1 protein-coding gene is annotated in these 566 nt (G+C 47.0%); it reads right to left on the bottom strand.

Annotated features, from left to right (window positions below; all coding sequences use genetic code 11):
* Positions 1 to 566, bottom strand: a 566-nt coding sequence (locus tag N1032_RS26980) for a phage major capsid protein (RefSeq protein WP_259543771.1), incomplete at both ends; no start/stop codon positions are given.

The following is a 566-nucleotide window of genomic DNA, read 5'->3' as shown; positions in this document are numbered from 1 at the left end:
GGGGATTGAATATCCGCTTGCAGGTAAGTTACCGCCGCTTTAGCGAAGTCAGACAGCAGCACACAACGGCGCATATCAGCAGGGGTAAAACGCTCTTTACCGCCCACGTTAAACAGTTTGCTGATTTTGCTCATACGGTCGGCATAAATACCCATCGTATAAGTGGCGAACTTAATAAAGTGGTAGCTGGTCAGCGCATTGGCTACAGTCACTTTATCAGCGGTTGCCGCCTGAGCGTTATACAGCGCCAGCAGGTTAACAGCGCGTCCAGAGGTTTTAGTAAAGTCCAGCGTTTTAGCGCCAGCAGTACCGGAACCGATACCCGCAACCAGAGTTTCACCAGCCATATTATTAATGGCGCGCATAATAAGCGCATCCAGTTTCACGGTCATTGAATTTTCGACGCTGGTAGTAATCATCGAAACAAAGCCGTTAAGCTGTTCGCGGCTAGAGAACGATTCTTTAACTTGCAGTTCGGTGAAACTCATAGGAATTTCAAACGTCACTTTAGAGTTATAGAATTTAGCCTCTACTTTAGGCGCGGTGAATACGTCTTGTTTGTATTC

The organism is Herbiconiux daphne (genome assembly GCF_024979295.1).
GTDB classification, from domain to species: domain Bacteria; phylum Actinomycetota; class Actinomycetes; order Actinomycetales; family Microbacteriaceae; genus Herbiconiux; species Herbiconiux daphnes.
This window is presented reverse-complemented; position numbering and strand designations above follow the sequence as displayed.